The following is a 10,859-nucleotide window of genomic DNA, read 5'->3' as shown; positions in this document are numbered from 1 at the left end:
TTAAAAGGCTAGTTATAGTTCCAAGGTTCTTCAAGAAATTAAATATGATTAAATTTTGTTCGGATAAGAAAAATTAATTCGGTTTATCGATTGCCCTCTTTGAAATGTAATTGAGAACCATTTACATTGATTTAAAAGAAAACATTGAGATACTTACCAAACGAAGTGTCCAAGAAAGTAGGCTCCCCCTACTAAGGAATGACTGATATGACAGCACTAATTACGCAATGGCTAGAACGAGACCCTGATCCTAAGACTCGTGAAGAGCTACAACACCTCGTCGATACGAACAATGAACAAGAACTTACTGATCGCTTTGGCTCACGCCTTGCCTTTGGTACTGCAGGCTTACGTGGCAAAGTGGGCGCAGGTCCAAACCGAATGAACCGCTTGGTGATTCAAGAGACCGCCACTGGTTTAGGGAACTATTTGCTTGAGCAAGTCAAAGATGCCGCGAGTCGTGGTGTCGTTATTGGCTACGACGGTCGTCCCGATTCAAAACAATTCGCGCATGATACCGCATCCGTACTGACGGCCCTTGGTATCAAGGTTTACCTAACGTATGACGTTGCAGCAACCCCAATTGTTGCGTTTGGTGTCCGTACATTGAATGCTGCGGCCGCTGTTGTTGTTACTGCCAGCCACAATCCACCAGAATACAATGGCTTCAAAGTATATTGGGAAAATGGCGCACAGATTATTCCTCCACACGACTCTGGAATCGCAGCGAAAATTGATGACGCAACAACGAAGCCATTACCTTTAATGTCTCTCGATGATGCAAAACAGCACGGTTTGTTAGTTTGGTTGGAAGACGACTACTACCAAACTTACCGTAAGACAATGAATGAAAACGCGCTGCTTACTCCTGACAACAACACCGATATTTCTATCGCTTACACTGCGATGCATGGCGTTGGCGCGAATATGGCGGAAACGCTACTTGCCGACGCAGGCTTCCAAAAAGTGGCAAGTGTTAAGGAACAGCGCGAACCTGATGGAAGCTTCCCAACCGTCAACTTCCCAAACCCTGAAGAAGCCGGTGCAATGGACATGGTGATGGCATTAGGTAAGTCCGTAGATGCCGATATCGCTTGCGCGAACGATCCAGATGCAGACCGTTTTGCCGTGGCAGTTAAACGCCCAGATGGCGAGTATCAGATGTTAACCGGCGACCAAGTGGGTTCACTGTTTGGCGATTACTTGCTGGAACAGCAACCTAACGCTTTGGTTGGCAACACCATCGTATCCTCAAGAATGCTGAGCAGCATCGCTAAGGCACATGGCGCACAATACTATCAAACATTAACTGGCTTTAAATGGCTTACTAACGTTGCCATGGAACAAGAGACAGAAACCAACCCATTCTTGTTTGCTTATGAGGAAGCGCTCGGTTATACCGTGGGTAACAAGGTGTGGGATAAAGATGGTTTATCTGCAATCGTCGCGTTTTCACAGCTAACAGGCAAGCTTAAAGCGCAAGGCAAAACACTGTGGGATAAACTGGAAGAGCTGTACCGCGAGCACGGTTTCTACTTCAACGCACAACGCAGCATCGCTCTCGACCCGAACTCTCCACCAATCGGCGACAAACTCCGAGCCAATCCACCAACAGAGATTGCTGGTAAAAAAGTTGCAGTAACCGAAGATCTTAAAACATCGGTTCGCATGTTTGACGACGGCTCTGAAGAATCCATTGACTTACCAGCAAGTGACGTATTGATTTATCACCTAGAAGATCAATCACGCGTGATTGTTCGTCCTTCTGGTACTGAGCCAAAACTAAAATGTTACTACGAAGTCATCAACCTCTTCCCTGCGGATATGAGCTATGAACAAGCACAGCAAGCAGCAGAAGCGAAGATGAACGAACTTATCGACGCGCACCAGCAAAGTTTGTAAGTCAAAGAGAAACATAGATATTTGATACAACAAGAGGCGCAAATTCGCGCCTCTTTTTTGATTTTCACTAGAACAAGTCAAGCTAACCCGTGCTTTCCCTAGCCTACAATTTCCTTTTGTAGAAAGTACTTGTGGATGCCCTCTGCAGGATAGCCTGAGTACTGCCCCACTTTCTCAAAACCCAATTTGAGATAGAACTCAAGAGCTTGAAAGCTGTAGGTATCCAAATAAACATGGGTAACCCCATGAGGCTTTACTTTTTGTTCTAGCATCGACATTAATTGGCTACCGAGACCAGAGGTTCGACTTTCAGCGTCTACCCACAAAAACTCAACAAACACCGTATTTTTAAACATTTCGCCAGTCAAGCCACCCATGATCTTGCCATTCTCATCTTTTGCGAAACAGCCTACAGCATGCACTTCCCCTTCAGGTAAATGCAGTCGGTTATAAGATCGAATACCTTCACGAACAAAATCAAGGTCTGTTTGATCTGGATTTAAACAAAATTCAAGCTTCATATATCCTCTCCTTAGGAAACACCAATATCCTAAAACAAAAAGCCAGCAATTGCTGGCTTTCTGATGGAATATGATAACTTTACAAGGCGAAACTACTCAGCATCCACAACGCCAGAATAACAAACACTAACCCCATTAGTTTATGTTGATACGTGCGGAATTTTTCGTTCTCGAGCAGCCCTTTGCCCAATGTGCCTGCTAACCCAACAAGTAATAAATTGAATGACAAGCCAAGAACGTTCAACAATAACCCTAGCGCTAGCATCTGCTCACCGGAAGATGCCGTGATATTGCTTGAGACAAACTGCGGCAAAAACATTACAAAAAAGACCAAGGCTTTAGGGTTGAGCAAATTACTCATCAAAGCACGTTGATAATAAGTTGATGCCATTTTGTTTTGACCATCAAGCTCTGGAGCCGAAGATGCCTCAGCTCGTAAGCAGTCCCAACCCATTTTTAACAAGTAAGCGCCACCTAGTAGATGAAGGACTTTAAGGGCTATTGGGCTCATGGCAATCAGGGTAGATACTCCCATCGCAGCAAGCAAAGTAAGAATAACACCAGACGTCGCATTGCCTAAGCTAGCAAAAAGACCGACCTTCTTACCGTAACTCATACTAGAGCTCGCTATCAGCAACATATCGGGCCCTGGTAACAGCAACAAAGCCACTACTGCGGTGAGATAAACAGGAAGTACAGATAAATCAATCATGATGGAACCGCTTTTCTACAACAAGGCGGCGAATGTTATACCAACAAAATAACATCATCCAGCCCAAAATAGCCAAGATAAGTCAAAAAATAAAAATCATAGTTTGCCCAGTTGAAAAGTAGCAATCAATTCGCCTGTTTATCAAAATCGAATAGCAATTTTGTACAAAAATAAGCACGATGGATCCGTTACACTTCTAAAATGATTTTCTTGAGCAGACCGGATAAAGATGAAAGAAAAGAATAAGGAAATCGCTACCTTCAAGATAGCTCAAGAGCTCGGCGGTTTAGAACTTCTCGATGCAAAGTATGAGAAGCAGAATTTTTCACGCCATAGCCACGAAGGTTACACTATTGGTGTCATCGAAAAAGGGGCACAACAATTTTTTAGGACGGGCGGGAATCATATCGCGCCACAGGACAGCATCATCCTTGTTAATGCAGATGAAGTACACAACGGGCATTCAGCCTCGGAAGGCGGTTGGGAATACAAAGCAATGTACCCTGTACCTCAGCAGTTTCAAACTTTAGGACAAGAGCTTGGTTCACCAAATGTAGCTCTGCCCTATTTCCCTCAACCTGTGGTTTACGATCCTGAGCTGGCTAGTCAGTTACGATTGGTATTTGAAACACTAGAACAATCAGACAACCGTTTATTGAGAGAAACTTTGGTTTACGGCACGTTGATCAAGCTAGCCAGTAAACACAGCACTCATCGGGCACCACTGAAAGAGTCAACCAGAGCTCAGCGACAAGTGCAGCTAGTCAGAGAATTTTTGGAAGACTTTCCACAAACGGACGTCTCACTAGAAGAACTCGCCAAACTGTCTGGATTAAGCCCTTTTCATCTGCTGAGAGAGTTTCAAAAGCAATTTGGCTTTCCGCCTCATGCCTATCAAATTCAGCAACGTTTACGTATGGCGAAGAAGCTACTAAAAATGGGACAAAAAATTTCAGACGTGGCACAAGAATGCGGCTTCCATGATCAAAGCCATCTGCATCGACACTTTAAAAAAGCCATGGGCGTCACTCCCGGCCAATACGTCCGTCACAGCTAAAGCAGCAATATTGTACAAGGCGTTATGCGACTACCGAGCTATCTTGGTAATCTGATTTAGGAATAAATAAGAAGAAACTATGGACCACACTTTGCCGTTACAAAAAGAATCAAAAGCCACGCTATTTTGGCAAGGTACACTTGCGATGATGCCTCTGAGTATCGCAGTGCTCCCTTGGGGCTTACTCGCAGGCTCATTCGCAATTGATACTGGGCTTCACCCTTTGGAAGGACAAGCACTATCCGCCATTCTGTTCGCAGGTTCTGCACAGCTCGTCGCGATGGGTATGATTAAAACGGGAGCAGGTCTAGTGACCATGTTACTGACAACGTTTTTTATCACCTCTCGACACTTCCTCTACAGTGTATCGATGCGCAGTAAAATTGCACCGCTCCCTCTAAAATGGCGATTATCACTCGGCTTCTTACTTACTGACGAGCTGTTTGCGATTGTAGGCCACCATTCCGATAAACAATTTAATCGCTGGTATGCACTTGGGGCTGGTCTGAGTTTTTACCTGTTTTGGAATGTCGCGACATTGACGGGCATTATTGCGGGAAGTCTAATCCCTGAACTGAACGAAATGGGTTTGGAATTTGCTGTAGCCGCTACTTTTATCGCGATAGTAGTACCCACCATTAAAAATGCAGCGGTGCTCGCGAGTGTTATTGTGGCTTTGGTGAGCTCAGTTGCCCTAACCTATTATCAAATTGAGGGAAGTTTGATGATTTCGAGCATTTTAGCCATGCTTACTGGTTACTTTGTGGAACAAGTAAAGGAGAAACGCTAATGATCATGTTGGCTATTTTGCTGATGACGGTACTTGTTTTCACCAGCCGCTACTTGTTTTTAGAACCCAAGCTACCATTGCGATTAGGGACGCGCACTCAAAAAGTACTCAATTACGCTAGCCCCGCAGTACTGACTGCGATCTGGGCACCGATCGTTTTCATTCCCGATGGGGAGCTCAGCGTCAATGTGCAAAACCCATTTTTACTGGCTGCCGTACTGGCTGCTTTAATCGCGTATTTTACTAAAAATGTTCTTTTAACGACGGTTATCAGTATGGTGGTATTTCTCGTTCTACGAATTTGGCTTTAATCCGCCAACCACTCAATCTCCAACAAGGTGACATCGCCACACTTTAATCGACCAAGGAAGATGTCACCTTCATGTACCTCACCAACGCCCTTTGGTGTACCAGTCATCACTACATCGCCATCTTGAAGTGTTGTGTAACTGGTTAATTCATCCAGGATAGTTAGCGGCGGATAGAGCATTTGGTTAACGTGACCTTTTTGTACACGAACACAGTTGATTAAGAGCTCAAGGTTAAGATCATTGATATCAATGTTATCCAAAGAGACAAACCGACTAAACACAGCAGAGCCATCAAATGCCTTAGCTCGCTCCCACGGCAACCCCTGATTTTTAAGCGAGGATTGCAAACCACGCTTGGTCAGATCCAATCCCAAACCAACCGCTGAATAACGTCCATCCTTGATCAAAAAGCAGATTTCAGCCTCATAATGAAGGGGCTCTTGATGGAATGAACGCAGAGTTGTTGATACGGAAGTTGCGGGTTTATTAAATACAACCATTTGCTCAGGCATTGCATTATTAAGCTCATGAATGTGTTCAACGTAATTTCGTCCAACACAAAGCACTTTACCCACTTCTACTTTCTTTTCTTCAACTTGAATAACACTCATCATTCTTCCCTGCAAAACAAAAATCCCATCATAATCTAACCTATTGACTTAACGACACTAAATAGCAACCTCTAGTGTAAAAAATAAGACATTCACCCCGTTTTGAGTTTTGTATCATCTAATTGAAACAGCAAAGTATTTGTAAAACAAATAGACAAAAAAGCCAGCACGAGGCTGGCTTTAGATCAATGAGCTTGAATAATAGTTCTCGCTAAACCCTATTATAGGTAGTAACGAGCACCTAACGCCCATTTGTCATCAGTTTCACGACCATTGTCGTCATTTAGGTCAAACTGGTAACCCGCGTAACCAACAAATTTAGGCGTGAAGTTGTATTCTGCTTGTAGTGCCATTTCTTCACGAGCAGTTTCTGTTTTAGAGTTCTTAAACTCTTTACCTTCCACCATCTCATAGTTAACACTCAAGTTTAGGCTGTTCGCCAGAGCGTATGCGATGATCGCCTCGTACGCATCACTTTCTTCTAAACGGTCACCTTTTGCACTGAAGTTCATGTTTTCGTTTGAACCATAAACTGCAGCAAGGAATAGGCCTTGGCCGTACGCACCGTAAGATGCTGATACAACGTGTGATTCCGCCGTGTGCTTACCTGCATATGCAGGGTGCTGGAAATCACCGCCATTGTAAGAGTAACCGATTTTAGCGCCCATGATTGAGTAAGAAAGCGCAGCTTGCACACGGTCATCGTATTTAGCACCGCCAGTTATAACTCCAGCATCGTTGCGCGTGTAATCATCGTTTGCACCCTGCCAACCAAGACCAAAGTTGATCACACCCGCTTCACCCAGCTCGATGGCATTACGGTAAGAAAGCATTTTATCCGCACGGCCAGTGCCAAGGTTTCCATGATCGTCATAGATGAAGTCGTTGGCAAACGCGATTGGCATATCTGCAATACCTGCGACATCGTAGTAAGGTGACCATTGCGTACCACCTACTGCACGACCATAAACCTCATGTGTTATACCTAAGTAACCTAGACGAGTTTTAAACGACTCTTCACCACCGTCTAAGTAGTTTAGCGCCCATTCACCACGTGCGTCTGCGGTGAAGCCATTACCCAAATCCTGTGTCGCAGAGATATTGATACGAGGAGAGTTAGTACCCACATCCGTGTCACCTTGCTCTGATCCATTTAAATTAACAGAAACGTGGCCGCCCATCGAAAATGTTGTGCCATCGTTATTATATAGTTCCACTGCAACTGCTTGAGTACCGAAGGTTGCTGCCGCGATTGCCGCTGCTAATAATTTTTTATTCATTTCTAAATCCATTACTTATTAGTTGGTTAGTCAGTTTTAGACCCGGCTTTGGTTCACTTTCGTAAAAACGAAATGATGAACAAAGAGAGGAATACAAAGGCTATCCGAGGCATCGTTTCCACCAGATTACTTTTACCTTTGTGTAACAACTGCCGACACTTTATTTGATTAGTTCCTGACAACCGAGTGAAAAGATCTCAGACAAAACCTAAAAAGCAATCGTTTACTTAGTCTTTAAGAAATCGAGAAATAAAAACCTTACAATAAGAAATGCTTTAGAGAGAGTTAGCTCACAAATAGCTGATGATTCGCTATTTTTAGGCCAAACTTCCCTGCCAAATTGAAATGTTTACTTACATTTAGGGTCAAGAAGCAATTCAGGAACTTTTTGAAAAAAACACAGTCTTTAACGGAGAGGAAAAAACCTCAAAAAAGATAAACCTTTCTTTTTATAAGTGGTATGAGAAGGGGAACTTATTCTTTCCAGCAATAAAAGTGCAATCAAATCATAACTTAACAGAAATCTATCTTTCATTTTCAGCCTTTACCTTAGCGTCATCAACACATCGGGCAAGAAAGCCCATCGATTACAACTAGGGTAATAAGAAAATGAAAAAGGCAGCACTAACTACTGCAATTCTTACAGCATTGGTATCAGCACCATCATTCGCAGCAACTGTATACAAAAACGACGGTACTGAATTAAAAGTTGGCGGCCGCGTTGAGTTTCGTGGTGACTTCATCGGTTCAGACGGTGCTGAAGTTGAAGGTTCCATGGAAGATAAAAGCCGTGCTCGTCTAAACCTAAAAGGTAAAACAGACATCGGCAACGGCCTTTCTGCTTTCGGTGTTTACGAAGCCGAACAAAAAACGGGCAAGAGTGAATTCAAAAACCGCTACATGTATGCAGGCGTCGACTCTGATATCGGTGCTTTCTCTGTAGGTCGTCAAGACATGGCTGCCGTCATCATCTCTGACATGACGGATATCACTGAATTCTCTGGTGTTCAGCAAGTTATTGATTCGTCTTCTGATAAGCAAGACAGCGTTTTCGCATACCGTGGTGCGTTTGATGCACTACAACTTCAAGCAACCTACCAAGCAAACTCTAGCGATAACGAAGATAAATACGGCATCTCTGGAATGTACTCACTACCAATGGGCCTCGACTTTGGTCTTGCATACTCTGGTGGCGATGTAGATAAAGATAACTCTGAAGATCAAATTCTAGGTGGTATCGCTTACTCGATGGACAACCTTTACCTAGCAGGTACTTATTCTCAAGGTTCCCTGACTGACTCTGAAGACTTTACGGCTTACGAGCTAGTCGCAAGCTACAAAGTAGCAAGCAAAGTGACACTTGCAGCTCTATACACAGCTCAAGAGAATGATCCAGACAACGGTTCAAAGTACGACACCGTTGAAGGTATCGAGCTTGTTGGTTACTACAAACTAAACAGCAACTTCCGTACTTACCTGTCTTACTACATCAACCAACTTGATGAAGCAAAAGATGCAACAACAGGTCTAGTAACAGAAGGCGAAGATACACTGCGCCTAGGCGTACGTTACGATTTCTAATTCACTCTTGTCCTAAGAGCGAGTCCACTTGGCCAGCACCTTTGCTGGCCATTTTTTATGTAACCCAACATAACTCGATAAGTTTTCACACTATCCAAGCATCGCTCAGCAATGAAAAACGACCGTAACGACGCCTACTTCTGCCCTCTTTTAATGCGATTGATCACTAAGTTAGTGCATTTCATCTAATCGACAACATAGAAAAACCAAAAAACCATTTAAAATCAAACACATAAAAGTTGGCACGTGTTCTGCAATGTTATTTATGCAAATGCATGGCAGCGTTTGTGCTTCTCGTTCTTTGTACCTGTTATAACAGGCACGTCCTTTGAATTGGTAATGTCGCCTCCCTCTGGGAGGCATTTTTTTATTGGCGCGAAAAACAATAGGACGTATGATCCCGCCACCTCTATCAAACTGGAATTTTTCAATTGAATCATCATCCTGTTCAAGGTGCGTCCTGGATGCTAACAGCTGGCTTGGCATTCGCCATAGTGAACAGCTTCGCCCAAATTGCTAGCATCAACTTTGGTGTCTCCTCCACCACATTTGCGTTATTCCAATATGCAATCGCCTTATTTGTTATTCTGCCCTACCTACGTACACTTGGGATTAGACGTTCTTTAAGAACCCAACACTTTGGCTGGCATGCATTCCGCATTTTTCTCTGTTATCGGGATTCAACTTTGGTTATGGGCTCTCGCTTACCCAGTTCCAATTTGGCAAGGTATTGCACTTCTCATGACCTCCCCGTTATTTGCCACAGTTGGTTCTGGCTTGTTACTCAAAGAGAAAGTAGGTACTGCACGCTGGCTCGCTACATTGACGGGGTTTGTTGGTGCCATGATCATTCTTGAGCCTTGGGCAGACTCATTTACATGGGCGACCCTGCTCCCTGTTGGCGCCGCATTTTTCTGGGCAGCGTATTCATTAATGGTTAAAAAAATGTCGGTAAACGATCCGCCTTCAACCATGGTCGTCTATTTGTTACTGCTGATAACGCCATTTAATATCTTGTTAGCGATACCGACGTTTACTATGCCAGATACGTGGACGATATGGGGTGTGCTTTTAGCCGCAGGTGCACTTACAGCACTCGCTCAGTGGGCTATCGTTAAAGCATATGCAGTAGCAGACGCCTCATTTGTGCAACCATTTGATCACGCCAAACTGCCTTTGAATGTTGTTGCTGGTTGGTTGGTGTTTGGTTGGGTGCCACCTGGTCGTTTATGGTTAGGTGCTGCGATTATTATTGCATCTATTGCGTTTATTACGCATTGGGAAGCGAAAAAGACAAAGTTAGTTGAAAGAAAAATCTAATTTAAAAGTTCTATATTTTCAGGAAAGGAAATGAGGAACCCATATGAGTCAACCAATCAAAATTACACTGTATCGCTGGGCTGGTAGTTGGGGCCCATTCAAAGTCAATATTCCTTGTGGTGAATGTACATTAACCAAGGATATTTTAAAGGATACTTTTGAAAACGAACTAGCCGATGTGCCCGTTGAACTTGAAGTAAAAGATTGGTTATCGCACTGGTGGGAACCATTAAAAGCTGGTGCTTGGCATGCACCCATTATTCTTGTCGAAGGGAAAGTTATCAGTCAAGGAGAAGCATTGAATCGGGGTGTGCTTGTACAGTCTGTTATTGCTGAGTGGGTAAAACGCGATGAGCTAAAAGGCAACATTGTTTATGGTAAAGCAACTTGCCCTTACTGTGTCAAAGCCAAACAATTACTTGACGAGGCTGGCGTTCAGTATGAGTACCATGATGTAGTTAAAGACAGCGCCGCCTTATACCGCATGATTCCTGAAGTAAAAGCCATCATTGGCGAAAAAACACCGGTAACAGTGCCGCAAATCTGGTTAGATGGAAAATATATTGGAGGCGCTGACGATTTAGAAAAGTGGTTATCAGCAAAGGGGCTAGATAAAGTGCCTAACAATGTTGTGGAGATACCAAGCCAATCCGCGTAATTCTAGATTTAAATGTCATCAGTCTTTGAGTAGCGTTTTGCCAATGTTGTGCAATATGTTGGCTACTTACTAACAACAAAACAGAGAAAAGCAAAAAGCCCTGATTTTTCAATCAG

General features: G+C 43.6%; 10 protein-coding genes and 1 pseudogene. 7 read left to right on the top strand and 4 right to left on the bottom strand.

Features of this window, described 5'->3' with window-relative positions:
* The first annotated feature begins 207 nt into the window (after nucleotides 1-207).
* Nucleotides 208-1,902 (top strand): phospho-sugar mutase, encoded by a 1,695-nt coding sequence (locus J4N43_RS18130; protein WP_025768465.1) that lies wholly within the window; start codon nucleotides 208-210, stop codon nucleotides 1,900-1,902.
* A gap of 98 nt (nucleotides 1,903-2,000) precedes the next feature.
* On the opposite strand, the gene J4N43_RS18125 is transcribed toward J4N43_RS18130, so the two are convergent.
* Nucleotides 2,001-2,423 (bottom strand): GNAT family N-acetyltransferase, encoded by a 423-nt coding sequence (locus J4N43_RS18125; RefSeq protein WP_005375519.1) that lies wholly within the window; start codon nucleotides 2,421-2,423, stop codon nucleotides 2,001-2,003.
* Nucleotides 2,424-2,502: 79 nt separating this feature from the next.
* On the bottom strand, nucleotides 2,503-3,135 hold the full coding sequence (locus J4N43_RS18120) for a LysE family translocator (protein ID WP_005375522.1): 633 nt from the start codon (nucleotides 3,133-3,135) through the stop codon (nucleotides 2,503-2,505).
* A 229-nt stretch (nucleotides 3,136-3,364) separates the two neighbouring features.
* On the opposite strand from J4N43_RS18120, the gene J4N43_RS18115 reads away from it, so the two are divergent.
* The 3 genes from J4N43_RS18115 (at nucleotide 3,365) to J4N43_RS18105 (ending at nucleotide 5,293) form a co-directional block, all read left to right on the top strand.
* Complete coding sequence (locus J4N43_RS18115) at nucleotides 3,365-4,192, top strand: AraC family transcriptional regulator (protein ID WP_017821604.1); 828 nt, start codon at nucleotides 3,365-3,367, stop codon at nucleotides 4,190-4,192.
* A gap of 79 nt (nucleotides 4,193-4,271) precedes the next feature.
* Nucleotides 4,272-4,982, top strand: coding sequence for an AzlC family ABC transporter permease (locus J4N43_RS18110; protein WP_005375526.1), 711 nt, complete (start codon nucleotides 4,272-4,274; stop codon nucleotides 4,980-4,982).
* The gene (locus J4N43_RS18105; protein WP_005385193.1) at nucleotides 4,982-5,293 is read left to right on the top strand and encodes an AzlD domain-containing protein; all 312 of its coding nucleotides are present in this window, start codon (nucleotides 4,982-4,984) and stop codon (nucleotides 5,291-5,293) included. The genes J4N43_RS18110 and J4N43_RS18105 overlap by 1 nt, the downstream gene beginning before the upstream one ends.
* Here J4N43_RS18105 and J4N43_RS18100 read toward each other — a convergent pair.
* Complete coding sequence (locus tag J4N43_RS18100; RefSeq protein WP_017635857.1) at nucleotides 5,290-5,904, bottom strand: fumarylacetoacetate hydrolase family protein; 615 nt, start codon at nucleotides 5,902-5,904, stop codon at nucleotides 5,290-5,292. The two genes, J4N43_RS18105 and J4N43_RS18100, sit on opposite strands and share 4 nt — an antisense overlap.
* Nucleotides 5,905-6,125: 221 nt before the next feature.
* Nucleotides 6,126-7,184: a porin gene (locus J4N43_RS18095; protein ID WP_017821605.1), complete on the bottom strand. Its 1,059-nt coding sequence runs from the start codon at nucleotides 7,182-7,184 to the stop codon at nucleotides 6,126-6,128.
* A 609-nt stretch (nucleotides 7,185-7,793) separates the two neighbouring features.
* Here J4N43_RS18095 and J4N43_RS18090 point away from each other — a divergent pair.
* The 3 genes and pseudogenes from J4N43_RS18090 (at nucleotide 7,794) to J4N43_RS18080 (ending at nucleotide 10,743) form a co-directional block, all read left to right on the top strand.
* On the top strand, nucleotides 7,794-8,765 hold the full coding sequence (locus J4N43_RS18090) for a porin (protein ID WP_005375535.1): 972 nt from the start codon (nucleotides 7,794-7,796) through the stop codon (nucleotides 8,763-8,765).
* A 464-nt stretch (nucleotides 8,766-9,229) separates the two neighbouring features.
* Nucleotides 9,230-10,085, top strand: a pseudogene (locus tag J4N43_RS18085) (DMT family transporter).
* 43 nt (nucleotides 10,086-10,128) lie between these two features.
* The gene (locus J4N43_RS18080; protein ID WP_158159393.1) at nucleotides 10,129-10,743 is read left to right on the top strand and encodes a glutaredoxin domain-containing protein; all 615 of its coding nucleotides are present in this window, start codon (nucleotides 10,129-10,131) and stop codon (nucleotides 10,741-10,743) included.
* Nucleotides 10,744-10,859: the final 116 nt, after the last annotated feature.

Source organism: Vibrio sp. SCSIO 43009 (genome assembly GCF_023716525.1).
GTDB classification, from domain to species: Bacteria; Pseudomonadota; Gammaproteobacteria; order Enterobacterales; family Vibrionaceae; genus Vibrio; species Vibrio alginolyticus.
Note: the sequence above shows the minus strand (reverse complement) of the source record. Positions and strands in the feature narration are given on the sequence as shown.

Excerpts from the sequence above, each read along its gene's own strand:
- J4N43_RS18130 (WP_025768465.1), top strand. The coding sequence starts at position 208 with ATGACAGCACTAATTACGCAATGGCTAGAACGAGACCCTGATCCTAAG.
- J4N43_RS18125 (WP_005375519.1), bottom strand. The coding sequence starts at position 2,423 with ATGAAGCTTGAATTTTGTTTAAATCCAGATCAAACAGACCTTGATTTT.
- J4N43_RS18120 (WP_005375522.1), bottom strand. The coding sequence starts at position 3,135 with ATGATTGATTTATCTGTACTTCCTGTTTATCTCACCGCAGTAGTGGCT.
- J4N43_RS18115 (WP_017821604.1), top strand. The coding sequence starts at position 3,365 with ATGAAAGAAAAGAATAAGGAAATCGCTACCTTCAAGATAGCTCAAGAG.
- J4N43_RS18110 (WP_005375526.1), top strand. The coding sequence starts at position 4,272 with ATGGACCACACTTTGCCGTTACAAAAAGAATCAAAAGCCACGCTATTT.
- J4N43_RS18105 (WP_005385193.1), top strand. The coding sequence starts at position 4,982 with ATGATCATGTTGGCTATTTTGCTGATGACGGTACTTGTTTTCACCAGC.
- J4N43_RS18100 (WP_017635857.1), bottom strand. The coding sequence starts at position 5,904 with ATGAGTGTTATTCAAGTTGAAGAAAAGAAAGTAGAAGTGGGTAAAGTG.
- J4N43_RS18095 (WP_017821605.1), bottom strand. The coding sequence starts at position 7,184 with ATGAATAAAAAATTATTAGCAGCGGCAATCGCGGCAGCAACCTTCGGT.
- J4N43_RS18090 (WP_005375535.1), top strand. The coding sequence starts at position 7,794 with ATGAAAAAGGCAGCACTAACTACTGCAATTCTTACAGCATTGGTATCA.
- J4N43_RS18080 (WP_158159393.1), top strand. The coding sequence starts at position 10,129 with ATGAGTCAACCAATCAAAATTACACTGTATCGCTGGGCTGGTAGTTGG.